This window comes from Fusibacter paucivorans (assembly GCF_018390735.1).
GTDB lineage: Bacteria > Bacillota > Clostridia > Peptostreptococcales > Acidaminobacteraceae > Fusibacter > Fusibacter paucivorans.
Window position 1 is genome coordinate 86,901 of the sequence record NZ_JAHBCL010000017.1, and the last position, 15,450, is coordinate 102,350.

A 15,450-nucleotide genomic window follows, 5' to 3' on the forward strand; every position below is an offset into this window, starting at 1 on the left:
ATCCCCCTTATTTAATCAGATTATAACATACTTTTGAAAAATAGCTATTGCAATTTGAAAAAAGAAGTGATAATATGCATGTATGACGTGATGTAGTATTAAAAACTAGATAAGTGTTGTTAGTTTATGACACCGATCGTTGCTGTTTTATGAGATTGTGTAAAAGCGTTGCGAGAATGTTTTTCTTTATTTTAGCGTGTGATGGACATTGACCTTGCGGACGCGTGATGCAATAGGGGAAGAAAGCCATATGCAAAACAATGAGCAAAAACAACAAGTGAAGGAACAAAAAGTGAAAAATATAGCAATAATAAGCGATGTAGAAATTGACATAGCGAGGAGGGCATATGCGCGTAAGAGAACCAATTAATATGTGGACACATTTTGCAGGCATTATACTGGCGGCAATCGGCTTAACGGTTATGGTTTGGCGTGCCGTTCTAAAGCACAATCCAAGTTTGATTACGGGGGTTGTCGTCTTTGGCGTCAGCATGATTCTGCTCTATACGGCGTCGACCGTTTACCATGGTTTTAACGGTAAAAAGGAGATTATTTTAAGACTGCGCAAATTAGATCATGCGATGATTTTCGTCCTGATTGCCGGAACGTATACGCCGATTTGTTTGACGGCACTCAAGGGAAAATTAGGATACGGCCTTCTAATCGCCGTTTGGTCTTTGGCGATTATCGGCATCGTGACAAAGGTGATTTTTATCAATATGCCTAGATGGCTTTCAGCGGGCATGTATTTGTTTTTAGGTTGGCTGAGCATTGCGTTTATTTATCCGATTTTTAAGGCAATGCCCGTTCCGGGTTTTGTTTGGCTTTGCCTCGGCGGTGTCTTTTATACAGTTGGCTCGATTATCTATGCGATCAAGTCCGACAAGCTTCGCATAGGTGCCTTTGGCTTTCATGAGATTTTTCATCTCTTTATCCTGCTCGGCACAATCTCCCACTTTATCATGGTGAACAATTATATGATGTAGTGAGTGGGTGTATTCAAAGAAATGAGGCAATCGGAACGATGATGCAAATGTACACAAAGTAATGCAAATGCATATATGATGATGCAGGTGCTTATCGGTATAAATGAATAGTTCTTTTAATGAATCAAAGAGCGGGATCAATGACATGTGGTGTTCACATACAGTTGATCCCGCTTTTTATATGCGTATTTTTTTCAATGACTGTAAAACGCTGTGACGGTGACGCTTAGAGGGCATTTGCCTCCATTATCGGTTTTCCGATGGCGCGTCAGGTAGGCTGGCTTTGTCAGCTGAGCCGGGTTCGTCTGGCGCGTCAGGTTTATCTGGTGGGCTAGGTTCATCTATTGCCGCAGGCTGATTTTTTGTGACCAGACGCGTAATGATGATTTTGACGACGGCACCTAGCGGAATGGCGAGAATCATGCCGAGCAGTCCGCCAAATCCACCGCCGAAAGCAATGGCGAAAATAATCCAAAGGGGCTCTAAGCCAATGTAATTGCCCATGACGCGTGGGCCGATGACATTGCCGTCAACTTGCTGAAGAACGATGATGAAGACGGCGACCCAAATGGCTTTAATGGGGTCGTACATCAGGGTTGCAAGGACTGCGGGCACGGCACCAATAAAGGCGCCAAAATAAGGAATCATGTTGGTGAGACATATGATTAATCCGAGAATTGGCGCATAGCGTACGCCCATAAGACTTAGGCCAATGGCGGCGAGAATGCCGACGATAATGGCTTCAACCAGCAGTCCCGTAAAAAAGTGACCGAAGATGACATTGACTTCTTTTAAAAAGGCAATGAGCTGATCGGTTCGCTTGCGCTTGAAAACGGCCAGCGACAATTGGTGAAATGCTGACTGCAGCTTTTGTTTATCCGAAAGCATGTAAATAGAAATGATAATGCCTAGAACAATATTAAATACGGTGGTCGTAACGGCAAAGAGCATATCGACAATATTTCTCAAAAGGCTGTTGGTGAGTGTAGACAATAGCTCTGTCAGTTTGCTCATTTGGGTAGTAATCACTTCTTCATAAGGTCCAAAGTCAAATTGCTGAACCCATTTTGGAATATCCACAGCCCAGCGCGAAACGTCATTGATGAGCCCGGCGATATTATTGCCGAGTAGCGGTGTGAGAATAATCAGTGCGCTGCTGATGATGGCAACAAAGGCTATGTAAATAATGGCAATGGCCCACCCGCGTTTGATTTTAAGACGTTTTTCAATGGCGCTGACCGGTGCGTTGAGAATATAAGCAACAGCAAACCCTATAAAGAAAGGGGTCAGTAATGTGAAAAATTTTGCAATTGCGAATTTGATGCTGTCAATGTCTCTGCCGAGCCAATAGGCAATGGCGGCGACGATGAAGAAGATCACGACGTACTCTATATATTGTTTGCGTGGGAGATTCATAAGCGCCTCATTTCGTCTTTTTTATTATTATAACGAATCCTCGGATAAAGGGGAATGGCCTGAGCCATGTCTTTATGCAATCTTAATATTGTCATGTTTAGATGGCAAAGGCGAGGCTAATTGAAGGTAGAGATTATGATAAAGCGAAAGCTTAAAATAGAGATAATACTGAAAAAGCGAAAGATGATGATAGCACTGATGCTGACACCAGTGAAATTGCCGGCGAAAGAACAAATGATCATGACGATGTTGGTATGCTGGTAGGAGCGCTGATCTGGCGAAGGGACTTCGATGCGTAAAAAAAGTGTTAATGGGGTATAAATAATCATCAAGGTTATCGAAAAGCATGGTCCCATGCTTTAAACAATAGAAGCAATCAAAGGGAGGCGTTATGGTGATTAGGACGTTAAAAAATGTCGTTGCAGCCGTCGGCGCTGCTTGGATTGCGCAGATGCTGCACTTAAATTTTGCAACGGCGGCAAGTGTCATTGCGATGCTCAGCTTGCTGGATACACAAAAACAGACGTTTTCAGTTGCATGGAAACGTTTTTACACGGCGATTATCGGGCTGGTGATTTCGCTGGCTGCCTTTAATCTGTTTGGCTACAATATTATTTCTCTAGGTATTTTTCTGCTGGTGTTCGTGCCGGTGGCAACGCGACTTAAAGCCAAAGAGGGTATTGTCGTCAATACGGTTATTGCGACGCACTATTTGAGTTATGGCGTGATGACGATGCCCAATGTGCTCAATGAAATGATGCTGCTCGGTATTGGCATTGGTGTCGGGATTTTACTCAATCTTCACATGCCGAGTCTGGAGCCTGATTTAATTGAGGCACAGCAGGATATCGAGCAGTCGATGAAGCAATTCTTTTTAAACATGAGTGAAAAGCTCATACAGATGGATCGCAATGCAGGGTCGGACTTTGAATCGTTTAAAGCGCTTGAAAGACGCATAAAAAAGGCGAAGAAAAAGGCGTCAAAGGCACAGGAAAATTTTATTTTTTCAAAACATCAAGATTACGTTGCCTATTTCCAAATGCGGCTTGACCAGTTTTACTGGATGCTCTATATGCAGAAGCATTTTGAGCGCATTTTCGTGACGCAACGGGAAGCAAAGGCTATGGGTGAATTTATACACAAAGCTGCACATCAATTTACACCTACCAATGATGCCAGCTTTCTTTTGATAGAACTCGCTGCGCTTCGTGAAGATTTTATGAAAAAGGAGCTGCCGAAAGATTTGCTAATTTTTGAAAACTATGCATCGCTGTTTCAACTGATGAATGATTTAGAAATTTTTTTAGAGTTGAAAGTAAAGTATTTGGAAGATGATTTGATGCCGGTGTGATAAAAGAACTAAATGCGTTGGTGATTTGATGGATGGTTAAGGGTAAATTTTCGTGAAATTCAGATAATAATGGTCTTTTGCCAATAATTTATGTGATAAAATTGTATCATGAAGGTTGGTGGGACATATCTTACCGTGGTATAATAGACAAAACACAAAACATGATCCAAACGCGAACTGGATCATTGGAGGCAGCCGTGAAACCTGGAGTTGAGATTTCCAAGAATATAAAGCATCACTTAGCGCAAATGGATCTTTATCTTGATCAGATGGTGACGGATGATTACAATCATCAGAGCATTCACGAATACAGAGAAGCCATTCGACGCCTTAGGGCATTGATTTATTTTTATAAACCGGTATTGAGAAATAGTGATTTTAAGGATTTAGATTTTATTTCAAAACGAAATTTTGACCATACATCGTTGATAAGAGAAATTGACGTCTTCGAAAACGGCTATCGCGATTTTATGCTGCCGGGAGTCATTGCGAAGCTCTGCGATTTAAAAGCGCCGCTTTTGACAAAGCTGAAATCGGACGTCCAAATGATGAAAACATTTAACTTTGCGCAGTTTGAAGTGCGCTTAAAGCCGAGCAGCAGTCACAAACCCGCTTACGAAATATGGGAAAAGCAGCGGCATTTTGAAGTGATTCAAGCGTTTATCAATATCGACAAAGTGTCGAACGCTGAAAATTTGGAGCGCTATATTCACGAAAAACGAACGCTGGTCAAGAAATTGCGCTATGTCCATCAGATTCTTATGCAGGATGATAAGACGTTAACCCCAATTAATGCCGTACTGGAAGATTTTCAAGACGTGGCGAGACGTCTGCACGATGTCTGTGTCAACTTGAGATTTATCGGCCAGTACGCACTCAATGATCCGGGACTGCTGGAAAAATTAATTGAAAACCACGATGCTTTTTTAGCAGAAGCTGACCTCAAATACGAGGAGGCATGCAGGCTTTTAACACAGTATATGTCAAGATCGGAGGCATGATATGGCAAGACCTAGAAAAGGGAAAATAGTATGTGAAATGCCTAAATATGCCCGATTTGGCCCGAAGGGGCAGGGGTATACGGGCAACGCCAATTTGGTGATGACGGTAGAGGAGTATGAAAGTATCCGGTTAATGGATTACGAGGGCATGAATCAGGAAGAGAGCGCCAAGAAAATGGAGATTGGCCGTTCGACGTTTCAGCGGATCTATGACGATGCGCGCAAGAAAATTGCGCAGTCGCTGGTGGAGGGAAGGACGATTAATATCGAAGGCGGCGACTATAAAATCTGTGAAAACCTTGGCGAATGCCGTAAGGGAGGATGTTGTCGGCGTCAGCAGATTAGAGGTGTTCATCAGGAGCAGTAAAAGGCACTGTGTCATTTTTGGCTTTATTGTGGTTTTTATTGTTATTTTTACACCCTGCGTCTGTTGCAGTAACGGATATGAAGCTGTGGAGATCACATTGGCTGCATGATTTATGAATATGTTGTATGTTTGGGCATCTATTAGATGCCCATTTTTAATAGGTGTATCCATGGTAATTTTACTTTGCCGCGTATGTAAACCGTATGATTAACGGCTTATTGTGTGCCCTTGATGGGATCGCAGCGAGTATAATTGTTTCTTATTTAAATGCAAAAAAATAAATATGGCGCTGTGGTTAACAGCGCCTGAGTTTAGGGGAGTTTGACACGTGGGTCGACGTGCCAAAAGGGGTTATGAACATACGATTGGGGGATCGTATTTAAGGGGTTTATCTATTTAAAAGTAAGTAAGCGTTGGTTAGCTTTGCTTATGTACTTATCATACTGAATAAATGTAAACTGGATATTAATCACTTGTTAAAGAGTCAATAAGAAAAGATGAACAAATTATGATGTTGTATACAGTGAATTAAACAGCTGACAAACTTTTGCAAATTTGAAGATGTTGGTGTAATTTTACGATGTATCACTTACCGAAATATGGTAAAATGTAAAAGATATAGAAAAGAGGTAGTCAATGAAATTAATAAAGGTGTATACGTGGGCGTTCTGCCCATATTGTATTCAGGCAAAAATGCTGTTAGACAGAGAAGGCATTGCCTATGAAGAATACTGTATTGACGGTCAAAGAGATGTACTGATGTCACTTAAGGCAAAAACAGGTTCTGGAACGGTACCGCAAATCTTTGTAGACGACGCATTCATTGGGGGATGCGATGATTTGCAGGCGCTTCGAAGAGATGAAACGCGATTTAAAACCGTTTTTGGCCTTTCATCCTAGGGAAGGATGCTAATTATCAACAAAATCGGTTGGTTTGGGTTAACGGGTCGTACGCAAAAAGAGAGATACTGGGGGTGGCGATGTTTTGCGTGCAAAGGAAATTGAAAAGAAATATGTATACGAAAGGGATTTAGGAACTTGTTTTATCTGCGGGAAGCCGGTAAGACGCAATAAGATGACGTTGGATCATTATTACCCAAAGAGCATGGGCGGGTCGACAGAGGTCTTTAATTTGGTGTGCTGCTGTAAGCAGTGTAATCGGTTAAAGCGCAGTCAAGTGCCAAAGGACTGGGAAGCGGTCAATATTGCACTTTTTCAAAGGGCAATACTCGACCGACGGCTGAACCTCAGCAGACTTGCACAAACACCTGCTGAAGTCTATACGCTTAGTCAAAGGGTCAATGCCATTATTCGAACGCGTTACAATGTTATTTTTGAAGCGCCGGGCATTCGGTTCTATGTAAGTGATGGCAGTATTTCAAAAATTGTATATTTCGACGTTCGTGAGGAGCCGCTTGATTTCGTGCTGTGAGTTTGTTTTGCAGTTTTAAAGCAGCACGTCCCAACAGAGGCGATCATGAATAAAACGATGCTGAACAGATTAAAACCTCCTGCTTATAATCGTAAACAGGAGGCTTTTTGCATGGGAAAATTGCCATACATATTTAAGTGTCAAAACAGTGTTAGAGGGCGTCGATTTTATAGAAAAGCGCTTCGTAGTCATCAGCGGTCATTGGTTTTGGATTACTCGGATTTGAGCCGTTTTTCTCGGACATTTCGGCGAGCTTTCTAAAATCCTTTGGATCAATGGCCAGTGCTTTAAATGCCGGCAGGCCGATATTGGCTGAAATAGACTGGATTTTTTCAATGCCGAGCAGTGCTGCCTTTTCCGGGTCGCTTTCTTCAATGCCGAGAGCACGTGCCACTCGGGCATACTTCGCGGTGCAGTATGGCAGGTTTTCGCGCATTAGATGCGGCAGAATAATCGAATTACAGAGACCGTGTGGTCGGTCATACATGCTGCCAAGGGCTTCTGCCATACAGTGAACGCCGGCAACATCGGCGTGGCTAAAAGACAGCCCTGCCAACAAACTACCCATCATCATGCCGTCGCGTGCTTCGACATCATTGCCGTCTTTGACAGCCCTTTCGATATACTTGCCAATGTATTCAACGGCATAAAGGCCCAATGCCTCTGCAATGGGTTCTGTGCAGGTTGCCGTATAGCCTTCAATAGCATGGGTCAGCGCATCAATACCTGTTGCTGCGGTAATGGATGCCGGCAGCGAATAGGTCAGTTCGGGATCGACCAATGCCACTTTGGCTGCAATGGCAGGACTCTTGACGGTAAACTTAAAATTCTCCTTCGTATCGGTAATCACCGATGAAAACGTGACTTCGCTGCCTGTGCCTGCGGTGGTTGGGATGGCAATAATCGGCAGGCAGTCAGGACCGATTGCCCGCTTGGTATAATCGCGTACCTCACCACCCTGCTTTGCCACGACGGCAATGGCTTTTGCCGCATCGATGGGACTGCCCCCGCCGAGCGCAACGATGAGGTCAACATCATTGTCGCGTGCAAACGCAGCACCGTTTTGAACATTGTAATCCTTTGGATTGGCTTCGATGTCGCTGAAGACGACACATGTTTTATCATCGGCTAAAAGCGCTTTGACGCGTGTGTAGATTCCCGCGTCGATGATGCCCTTGTCACAAATGAACATGATTTTTTTAGCACCGAGCTGGTCGATGATTTGATTGAGTTCTTTCACGACGCCGCTTCCATAGCGAATCGTCGAAGGCAGGACGAAACTGAATTGCATGGCATTGCCTCCTGTATTTATATTTTGCTTACACGCATTTGGTTAAGTGTAAAAAATGAAAAATGAAAAGTATAAAAAATGAAAAGAATGAAAAAGAATGGTGGTATCAAATGTGCGGTAACGCTTATGATGCCGCATCTTTTAAAAGGTGATGTTCTTAGAACCGCCCATGGAACAGACCATGGTGCATTGCTGCCTGATTAGATTCGCAGCATACTGTCCCTTACAGCTTGGTCATCACTTAATTATAGTTCAGTTATAGTTCAACTATAGTTCAATTATAGCTCAAACAAATGTGGTTTTCACGGCAAATGTTAAAATTATTTGATAAGATGGATAAAAATACATAGAACCGAGCCATAAGCAAAAGGGCTGAAAACGAATGCAAAGACACTTTGCCAGTACAGATAGATTTTTGTTAAAATAGAATTAGGAAATAGGAAATGGAAAATGTTAAAAAACAAGAAATGGTAAATTGAAAACAAAATACAGAAAAATGGGAAATTGAAAATCTGAAAAGTTGAATAATAAGAAGCTTGGAAGATTAAAAATTTAAAAGGTCAAAAGCATAAAAGATCAAAAGCTTGAGAGATTATAAGTTTGGAAAGACCAAGAAGAATTGAACGCGTTGTTTCAAGGTAGCGTGTAGAGTGTTGTGTGGTGCGACGCGTGGGTACAGCGAGAAGATTTCAAGCGGACAAACACAATGATTTTATGAACGTTTATTTGAAAATGAAAAGCCAAGTGAATAAAAGGGGAGTCACGATTGAAGATTACATTAATTACGGTGGGAAAAATAAAGGAACGATTTTTTGAAGATGCGATTAAAGAATATTCGAAGAGGCTCAGCAAATACTGTCAGCTCAATTTCATTGAGGTACCCGACGAAAAGGCGCCGGAAAACCTAAGTGACAAAGAGATGTTACAGATTATGAGTAAAGAGGGCGACCGCATTCTCTCGAAGATCAAGGATTCGCAGTATGTGATTACGCTTGAAATCCTCGGCAAGCAATTGACGTCAGAAAACTTGGCCGAAAAAATCGAATCCCTCGGCCTTGAAGGCAACTCAGACATCGTTTTCATCATCGGCGGCAGTCTCGGTCTTTCATGCAACGTTATCAAGCGCTCCAATTTCGCTCTTTCGTTCTCAAAGATGACCTTCCCACACCAGCTCATGAAGGTGGTGTTGCTAGAGCAGATTTATAGAGGGTTTAGGATTATTAAGGGGGAACCTTATCACAAGTAACCCTAAAACTGAGTGGGGTAGATGAACTATTTAGCAAAACCAATATACTTAACTTGAAATTATATGTTGATAGAACAATGATTATTAGTCTTAAACGTATAATCTAGTGTATAATATATCTTGTAGAGAAGAGATTAATGATGAATCCTCTATAGAAGTTGACAGACAATACCATTGGGTGTATACTTTAGTTAAATAGATATGACTTAGCGGTTATATCACCACCGAAGACGCTGGAGAATATCAGGAGTGCCAGTAGAGGTTATGCTTTGGTTGGTTGCGCCAATACCTGAGAGAACGTTTTGTTCGAAAAAAAATGTAACCGAAATTGTATGGAAGGCTTTAACCAGTTCTACTGTGTTAGAGCCTTTATTTTGTATAGAGGTGTATATGGCTGTTATAAAAGGAAAAATACGTAAAAAAGACAGTGCTATTGATATAGGCGCCGACTTCAAGAAATTAGCTGATGAGTATACAGCATTAATGAAGTATAGATATAAATTTGTCTTAGAAGACCTTGAAGATATAGACTTTAGGTTTAGTGACGATGGATTCTTTCATCTACTCGGTTTCCACAAAATTAAAGATGCTACAATTGTAGAGTTGGTTGAAGGTAAAAAAGTAATTGCTAAAGATGTATTTTACAAGAATGTTGTAGATGGAAACATCAATTATAATTATCTAGATATCGATAGTATTCTTGATGAGGAAGAAAAGGTCAGTGCTAGTCATAAGGGTGTTGATATTACGAGTATCAAAACCTATAAGGATACTATTCATTATAAAAGCGAGCTAGGTAAGGTAATTAGTAATAGGTGGCTTTGCTTTAGTAAGGATAGGATTTTAAATATATTTGGTCGTAGACTAGTATTGGATTTTGATAAAGATGACCATAATTCTCTCATCGATGCAGATAGGGTATTTTTTCAGTTTTTAAAAGATAAGGGACGGCATGTTAACCTTTTTGTAAAATATAATAGTGATGACAATGCCCATTATCCAGTGACATTTTTCTTAGAGGATACACCAGATAGCTTTACAAAGAAGTCAGATGGAGCAAGACAAAGGAAAATTAACATACTTGTTAAGAGAATAACTGACATTCATACGAATGCTGATATAGATGTCGAGATAATATGGTCAAATGTTAGAGAAGAACTAAAGACGGAACCTGAGTTCTATGCTCAGAAGGATTTGTTTACAGTTTTCTCAAATAATTATCATATTAAGTCGAAGGAGCTTGAAGAGAAGATAGCTGTTGTAAAGGAGCAAGTGCCTCAGATTCCTGATATTTTTAAAAGGATGGAGAACAAGGAACTTGCATTAGAATGCGTAGCATATTATGAGAAGTACCTAATAGCAGAAACTAAGGATGAAAAAGAGGAAGTTGAAACATTCTTCATGGAGTTGGATGAATGTATAGATATTGAAGATAAAGAGACTCACAACCAGTTTGTTGGGGATTGCTCACGGAAAGCTTTGAAAAGGTATAATCAAATAGTAAGATACGAGAACATGTTACCACTGCTATTGAAACTCGAACTTATGGAAGTTAGATATATTTATGGGAAGTTTTTTGATGTATCAGAGTGGTCTGATGACTTTATAAGAGAGTTGATTGATGTGCATAATTGTTATGGTAATGAACTTTCTTTATCTAGGTTAGAAAAACTAGCGAAGGAACGTTACCCTATTAACGATAGGTAATAGTCATATATTTGATAATTTAGCTGATCGGGTTTAACTTTATTTACATTTGATACTTTCTACAAAAAAGTTTAAATGATGCAAATTTAGGCGGCATCAATATTAATGGACAGTTTAGATAGCCAAATGACAGTTGAATTTCAGAAAACGGACATAAATGAACACTAATTGAACATATAAATATGAGGTACTATATCCTGATTAGAGGAACAAAGAAGAAAGTAAGGAAGAATACCATGCTAGGGTAATTGGTGAAATGCTTATGATAGAAGGCTATGAGTGAGGTAAACCATGGTAATGGTATGGGAGTAAAAGCATAAATATCGAGTTGAAATTGCATATATATATTTTGCCTGTAATACCATTGTCAAGGTTTACAGGCTTTTTTATATGCATTTAAGGGTCCTGGAGTACTTTACAATTGAAAAACAAGCCAAAATCTGGCAATTCAGGTTGTTTAGCAGTATAATAATTTATAAGAGTGTAATCAAAACATTAAATATTTTGCATGATGTTGCGTGAGGTCAATATGGTTAGTGGAGTGAGTTTGTCTGATTTTTTATTAGAGATATAATTAGTGAAAAATATAGACCAAATTTAAATGAGGGGGGGACGGAGTAATGTTAAGTGATGCAGGATTTAGGACTATTGCTGAAGTATTGAATGGTGACATACCAGGATATTACTCTTATAAATCAGGTGGAAAACTTGTTGAGTTTTTTAATGCAAATTTTGGATTTGCTGATGTATATAGGTCGGGGTTTCCATCAAGATGGCTTTATGCTTTGGATAAAATAAAGATTCTATGGAATCAAGGTAGGTTTGATACCTTTTTGAATTTAATTCTTTCTAAGAGATTTGTAATGATAGATAGTGGGATAAATGAAGTACAAGCTCTAGAAAAGATTGATAAAATCGTTGTTTTCTTAAATGAGCAATTAAATATTGAGGGTTACAAGATACATAGAATGAATCAGGAATATAAGTTAGTTTCAGAAGATGGAGACCTCGAATTCATTGGCGAGGGTGGGTTTGCAAATGTGTATAGGTCACGCTCGACAAGATTAATTGTGAAAAAGCTTAAAGATGACTTTAAAACATTGAAAGGGGTACGACATAGATTCAAACGTGAGTTCGAATTGACGAGTAGTCTATCTGATTTGTCAGGTGTAATTGAGGTGTATGATTTTAACGCTTCTGATTATTCTTATACGATGGAAGAAGCTGAATCAACGCTTGAAAAGTATATTACCGATTATGAACATAATGAGAATACAAAAATCGTTGTGATAAGGCAAATACTTTTTATTATGAAAACAGTGCATGAAAGAAACATTATTCATCGTGATATTAGTCCGAATAATGTCCTTCTTTTTAAGGGACAATTGAAGCTCTCTGACTTCGGTTTAGGTAAAGATTTGGATATGTTCCATTCGCATAGGACGATGAGAACCCATTCAATGGGACAGTACTATTATTGTGCTCCTGAGCAATTCATGCAGCTAAAAGAGGGAGACAAGCGAAGTGATGTATACTCATTGGGTAGTTTAATAAATTTTATTATGACAGGTGACCCAAGAAATAGTATACACTTTCTAAGGAATCCAGTTGAAAAGGCAAAGAATGAGAATCCAAGTGTACGTTATTCAGATGCTGGAGCACTTCTTCAAGGGGTAGAGAAAGCTATTGAATATCATCAAGACAAAGCAAGATTAGAACAGATAGGTTCAAAAATTAATAATGGGATATTTGATGATGATGTCGATAACTATATTTATGGTCTTAGCTCTAATGAGCTCTGTAGGGCGATTGTTGACATACCAGGTATGACTTCCGCTGTACTAAATTTTATTGAGTCAGATGAAAAACGTACAATTGAAGTTCTTCAGATGATTGAGAGTGAGTATTTAGGTGTTTGTAGAACTTGGGTAGATTATGATGGATTCGGGCATATTGCTTATAACGTAATACGGAATAACTTAACGTATGTTGCTCAAGAGATTGCTGCAAGAATTCTTCATGAGGTGGCATATGAAAAAAATAGATTCAATATGCAACATCTAATTGATGAACTTATTGAATTAGGGATAGACCCACTCATCGAGGGCATGTTGAAGTAGGTGTTTTAATTGATGAACTTGATGTTGAGGAGATAAGCATCAAATTTGAAGTTAAGTCTATAGACGTTATTAAAATGCAGGAAATTGAAGTCAAAATGGATAGTTTTAACTTAAGATATTAAGAATTTGGATGAACGATAACGGAATTATATGACGATGTTATATGGGGTATCTTATTAATAGAGATATACGGGAATTATTTATTAAGGTAAGTAGAGAGGTTTATATGGATTATGTTAAGGACAATTTAATTTTTGGGCTTGATGACAAGCTAAAGAAAGTAAGTGGTTATTGTGATGCATTCTTACAAGGAGGCGATGAGTTTGATATTGTAAAGAATAAATTGTCAATAACTCCAACTTTCTTATTTTATGGATTGCCAGGTACTGGCAAAACAACAATAGCCAACGAAATATATAGAAATTTGAGAGATAATCATAATATTGATTCTTATTATTTAAGAATAGATGAACTACTATCATCAAATTTTGGAGAATCATCTAAGAATTTAATTGAGTTTTTCAAAGATATTGAGGTTAAGAATGTTGAAAATAACTCAAAAGCTTTTGTAATAATTGACGAACTAGATTCATTTACAGTTAACCGTTATCAAGCGGATAGCGAGAGTGTCAAACGTGTATTATTAACTTTTAATACTATCATTGATGATTTGTTTATTAGGGGGATTATTCACGATTTTATTATAATTGCGACTACAAACATGGAAAATAGTATTGATACATCTGTCCTTAGAAGATTCTTTTTTCATGAAAACTTTAATATAGAGTTGAAAAAAGATGAGTTTTTCATGTTTATTAAGGAGATAAAGTCAGTATCTAATTCATTTGACTGGTTTGATGATAAAAAGACATCACAATTATATAATCTGTACATAGAAAAAAAGTATACTCTAGGAGAGTTAAAGATTATTTTTGCACATTTATTTATGAGACTGAAGTCTAGTGATTATACAAAATTTGAATGGGAGTCTATGTTTTTAAAAGATTCCTATTACGAAATTATAAACAAATATCAAAGGGAAGGAGGGGAGCCAGTTGACAGATGAAGATAAAATGATAAAGAAGTTGGAAGAACATAGAGATGGGATTAAATTGATTGTAGAAATTGGGGAGTTAAACGATGTTGAAGTAGTTCCAACAACAGGGAATGACTCATCCGGTGATTTTACATATCCACTTGAAGATGAGGAAAAATTAATTAATGCTATTGATAAGTATTTAGGTCACAGAAAGTATATTAGGGAGAAAGCTGATGAAGAATAAGAAGTATGGAGAAGTTAAAACTAGAAAGAATCTTTTTCCTCAAGATGCTAGAAATATTGTGTCTAAAGGAAGTATTCGAATTTTGATTTCACAATGCGAAGTAAGTAATACGACAAAGAGCATTTTAGACGAAGGCAATGTAACTTTATATGAAGGTGTTGAAGCTGAAGAAGTCAATGAATTAAGGGAAAAAGTAAGAGAAAAATTACTGGAAAAAGGTGAACAGGAGAGGGAATAGAATGTTAGATTTAATATATTATTCAAGAGATGGCTTAACAAAAAACGTATGTGTTACCGATACAAACTATGAAAGACTTGCAATGTTAGGACTTGCAAATATTGTTACGTATGAAGAAAAAAAGGTTGTGATTGAAGGTGATGAGTATTCAATCAATGCGGCTACACTTAATTATTCTTCTCGTAAGCTTTTTATTAACTTGTTAGAAGATACAAGGCATTCAGAGTTAGTAAAGTTATTTGAAGAGATGGATATAAAACCAACGGTAAAGGAAATTAGAGAACAGTTTGATTATGTAAAATTGCTGACACATCTATGCAAAGAGTTTAAAGATGAAAATAATATTTATTTCTCATATGAGTAAGAAACAAAATTCTATTGAATAAGTTTTAATGATTGAGGATAGAACTATTTCATTACACTTAGTGTAATTCTATGCCCAGTTAGTTTTGCAACTTGGGCATTGATTTTGATTAGTGATTTACACAAATGAATTTATTGAAGAGCAAATTCTATGGACATCACATTTGTGGTGTCTTTTGTTTAATAATGAGTAAGTTTTAATGCTTAGTGGCAAGTATATTATTTATTGAGAAAGTAGGTGTGAGTATGTATCTTAAAGAGCTCAGATTGTGGAATTTTAGAAAATACATAAGTAGTGATGTAAATGGAGAACCAGGATTAGTAGTTAATTTTAAGGAAGGGTTAAATGTTTTAGTTGGTGAGAACGATAGCGGTAAAACAAGTATTGTAGATGCAATTAAACTAACTCTAGGAACAAAAAGTCATGATTATGTAAGAGTAGACATACAAGATTTTTCTGTTGCTGATGATGGGAGTCGAGCAAATGAGTTAAAAATCGAATGTGTATTTAAAGGACTTGATGATACATGTATTTGGCAATAATAAAATACATGAAATGGCAATTAAAAATACAATTGCCAGATAACGACTTTACTTGGTTAATGCATACCGCTTTCTGTAGCTCTCTTTGTTGAAGAGAAGCAAGTGA

General features: G+C 38.3%; 18 protein-coding genes. 16 read left to right on the top strand and 2 right to left on the bottom strand.

What is annotated here, in order from left to right; genetic code table 11:
- The first annotated feature begins 347 nt into the window (after window positions 1-347).
- Complete coding sequence (gene trhA / locus KHM83_RS11020; protein ID WP_213237071.1) at window positions 348-986, top strand: PAQR family membrane homeostasis protein TrhA; 639 nt, start codon at window positions 348-350, stop codon at window positions 984-986.
- Window positions 987-1,232: 246 nt separating this feature from the next.
- Here the strand turns inward: trhA and KHM83_RS11025 are convergent, their stop codons facing one another.
- Window positions 1,233-2,402 (bottom strand): AI-2E family transporter, encoded by a 1,170-nt coding sequence (locus tag KHM83_RS11025; protein WP_213237072.1) that lies wholly within the window; start codon window positions 2,400-2,402, stop codon window positions 1,233-1,235.
- Between the two features lie 135 nt (window positions 2,403-2,537).
- Between KHM83_RS11025 and KHM83_RS19860 the strand changes: the two genes are divergently transcribed.
- From KHM83_RS19860 to KHM83_RS11050, 6 genes are all read left to right on the top strand, one after another.
- Window positions 2,538-2,666 carry a hypothetical protein gene (locus tag KHM83_RS19860; protein ID WP_281415048.1) on the top strand — a complete coding sequence of 43 codons (129 nt, stop codon included), beginning with the start codon at window positions 2,538-2,540 and terminating at the stop codon, window positions 2,664-2,666.
- A gap of 127 nt (window positions 2,667-2,793) precedes the next feature.
- Window positions 2,794-3,753 carry an aromatic acid exporter family protein gene (locus tag KHM83_RS11030; protein ID WP_213237073.1) on the top strand — a complete coding sequence of 320 codons (960 nt, stop codon included), beginning with the start codon at window positions 2,794-2,796 and terminating at the stop codon, window positions 3,751-3,753.
- A gap of 197 nt (window positions 3,754-3,950) precedes the next feature.
- The gene (locus KHM83_RS11035; protein ID WP_213237074.1) at window positions 3,951-4,754 is read left to right on the top strand and encodes a CHAD domain-containing protein; all 804 of its coding nucleotides are present in this window, start codon (window positions 3,951-3,953) and stop codon (window positions 4,752-4,754) included.
- Between the two features lies 1 nt (window position 4,755).
- Window positions 4,756-5,121 (top strand): DUF134 domain-containing protein, encoded by a 366-nt coding sequence (locus KHM83_RS11040; protein WP_213237075.1) that lies wholly within the window; start codon window positions 4,756-4,758, stop codon window positions 5,119-5,121.
- Window positions 5,122-5,757: 636 nt separating this feature from the next.
- Window positions 5,758-6,021, top strand: a complete 264-nt coding sequence (locus tag KHM83_RS11045; RefSeq protein ID WP_213237076.1) for a glutaredoxin domain-containing protein — start codon at window positions 5,758-5,760, stop codon at window positions 6,019-6,021.
- Between the two features lie 85 nt (window positions 6,022-6,106).
- Complete coding sequence (locus KHM83_RS11050) at window positions 6,107-6,553, top strand: HNH endonuclease (RefSeq protein WP_213237077.1); 447 nt, start codon at window positions 6,107-6,109, stop codon at window positions 6,551-6,553.
- A 151-nt stretch (window positions 6,554-6,704) separates the two neighbouring features.
- Here KHM83_RS11050 and KHM83_RS11055 read toward each other — a convergent pair whose 3' ends face one another.
- Window positions 6,705-7,844, bottom strand: a complete 1,140-nt coding sequence (locus KHM83_RS11055) for an iron-containing alcohol dehydrogenase (protein WP_213237078.1) — start codon at window positions 7,842-7,844, stop codon at window positions 6,705-6,707.
- 78 nt (window positions 7,845-7,922) lie between these two features.
- On the opposite strand from KHM83_RS11055, the gene KHM83_RS19865 reads away from it, so the two are divergent.
- The 9 genes from KHM83_RS19865 to KHM83_RS11095 all read left to right on the top strand — a co-directional run bounded on the left by KHM83_RS19865 (window position 7,923) and on the right by KHM83_RS11095 (window position 15,344).
- A complete protein-coding gene (locus tag KHM83_RS19865; protein WP_281415049.1) occupies window positions 7,923-8,048 on the top strand; it encodes a hypothetical protein in 126 nt (41 codons plus the stop codon).
- Between the two features lie 562 nt (window positions 8,049-8,610).
- Complete coding sequence (gene rlmH, locus KHM83_RS11060) at window positions 8,611-9,090, top strand: 23S rRNA (pseudouridine(1915)-N(3))-methyltransferase RlmH (RefSeq protein ID WP_213237079.1); 480 nt, start codon at window positions 8,611-8,613, stop codon at window positions 9,088-9,090.
- A 249-nt stretch (window positions 9,091-9,339) separates the two neighbouring features.
- A complete protein-coding gene (locus tag KHM83_RS11065) occupies window positions 9,340-10,797 on the top strand; it encodes a hypothetical protein (RefSeq protein ID WP_213237080.1) in 1,458 nt (485 codons plus the stop codon).
- A 620-nt stretch (window positions 10,798-11,417) separates the two neighbouring features.
- Window positions 11,418-12,917, top strand: a complete 1,500-nt coding sequence (locus tag KHM83_RS11070) for a protein kinase domain-containing protein (protein WP_213237081.1) — start codon at window positions 11,418-11,420, stop codon at window positions 12,915-12,917.
- Window positions 12,918-13,143: 226 nt separating this feature from the next.
- Window positions 13,144-13,983, top strand: coding sequence for an ATP-binding protein (locus tag KHM83_RS11075; protein WP_213237082.1), 840 nt, complete (start codon window positions 13,144-13,146; stop codon window positions 13,981-13,983).
- The gene (locus tag KHM83_RS11080) at window positions 13,973-14,200 is read left to right on the top strand and encodes a hypothetical protein (protein ID WP_213237083.1); all 228 of its coding nucleotides are present in this window, start codon (window positions 13,973-13,975) and stop codon (window positions 14,198-14,200) included. The genes KHM83_RS11075 and KHM83_RS11080 overlap by 11 nt, the downstream gene beginning before the upstream one ends.
- Window positions 14,190-14,438, top strand: coding sequence for a hypothetical protein (locus tag KHM83_RS11085; RefSeq protein ID WP_213237084.1), 249 nt, complete (start codon window positions 14,190-14,192; stop codon window positions 14,436-14,438). The genes KHM83_RS11080 and KHM83_RS11085 overlap by 11 nt, the downstream gene beginning before the upstream one ends.
- 1 nt (window position 14,439) lies before the next feature.
- Window positions 14,440-14,802, top strand: coding sequence for a hypothetical protein (locus tag KHM83_RS11090; RefSeq protein WP_213237085.1), 363 nt, complete (start codon window positions 14,440-14,442; stop codon window positions 14,800-14,802).
- Window positions 14,803-15,047: 245 nt separating this feature from the next.
- A complete protein-coding gene (locus KHM83_RS11095; RefSeq protein WP_213237086.1) occupies window positions 15,048-15,344 on the top strand; it encodes an ATP-dependent nuclease in 297 nt (98 codons plus the stop codon).
- The last annotated feature ends 106 nt before the right edge of the window (window positions 15,345-15,450 follow it).

Coding starts and splice junctions, on each gene's coding strand:
- KHM83_RS11090 (WP_213237085.1), top strand. CDS start 14,440: ATGTTAGATTTAATATATTATTCAAGAGATGGCTTAACAAAAAACGTA.
- KHM83_RS11075 (WP_213237082.1), top strand. CDS start 13,144: ATGGATTATGTTAAGGACAATTTAATTTTTGGGCTTGATGACAAGCTA.
- KHM83_RS11095 (WP_213237086.1), top strand. CDS start 15,048: ATGTATCTTAAAGAGCTCAGATTGTGGAATTTTAGAAAATACATAAGT.
- KHM83_RS19860 (WP_281415048.1), top strand. CDS start 2,538: ATGATAAAGCGAAAGCTTAAAATAGAGATAATACTGAAAAAGCGAAAG.
- KHM83_RS11055 (WP_213237078.1), bottom strand. CDS start 7,844: ATGCAATTCAGTTTCGTCCTGCCTTCGACGATTCGCTATGGAAGCGGC.
- KHM83_RS11040 (WP_213237075.1), top strand. CDS start 4,756: ATGGCAAGACCTAGAAAAGGGAAAATAGTATGTGAAATGCCTAAATAT.
- KHM83_RS11085 (WP_213237084.1), top strand. CDS start 14,190: ATGAAGAATAAGAAGTATGGAGAAGTTAAAACTAGAAAGAATCTTTTT.
- trhA (WP_213237071.1), top strand. CDS start 348: ATGCGCGTAAGAGAACCAATTAATATGTGGACACATTTTGCAGGCATT.
- KHM83_RS11025 (WP_213237072.1), bottom strand. CDS start 2,402: ATGAATCTCCCACGCAAACAATATATAGAGTACGTCGTGATCTTCTTC.
- KHM83_RS11070 (WP_213237081.1), top strand. CDS start 11,418: ATGTTAAGTGATGCAGGATTTAGGACTATTGCTGAAGTATTGAATGGT.
- KHM83_RS19865 (WP_281415049.1), top strand. CDS start 7,923: ATGAAAAGAATGAAAAAGAATGGTGGTATCAAATGTGCGGTAACGCTT.
- KHM83_RS11030 (WP_213237073.1), top strand. CDS start 2,794: ATGGTGATTAGGACGTTAAAAAATGTCGTTGCAGCCGTCGGCGCTGCT.
- KHM83_RS11045 (WP_213237076.1), top strand. CDS start 5,758: ATGAAATTAATAAAGGTGTATACGTGGGCGTTCTGCCCATATTGTATT.